Here is a 290-nt window from a genome sequence, read left to right as displayed (position 1 = left end):
GCCGAACAAGCCGCCAGGCCCAATGGCGTACAGCGACTGGATGATTTGAAATCCGCTTCCAAGTGGATCTTCCCATGGGTTTAAAAACGATGTAATCCGCTTGATTCGATATGGAGCCGACAGGATGAGGGCGGCAAGCCCAGCGAGCCCCAAAACGCCAAGCCCGGCAAAATGGCTGAGACGGGCGCCGGCGACGAAAATCATCGTCACGCACGTACCAACCATAACGGTGCCCGTTCCTAAGTCCGGCTGCAGCATAATCATGCCGAACGCGGCAAACACAAGCAAAA

Annotated in this window: 1 protein-coding gene; it reads right to left on the bottom strand. The window is 55.9% G+C overall.

The genetic code is table 11. The features are described 5' to 3' along the window. The coding region (locus LD028_RS08755; RefSeq protein WP_237811585.1) for an FtsW/RodA/SpoVE family cell cycle protein at positions 1-290 on the bottom strand (290 nt) is incomplete at both ends.

It is taken from the genome of Anoxybacillus sp. LAT27 (genome assembly GCF_022030075.1).
GTDB lineage: Bacteria > Bacillota > Bacilli > Bacillales > Anoxybacillaceae > Anoxybacillus > Anoxybacillus kestanbolensis.
This window is presented reverse-complemented; position numbering and strand designations above follow the sequence as displayed.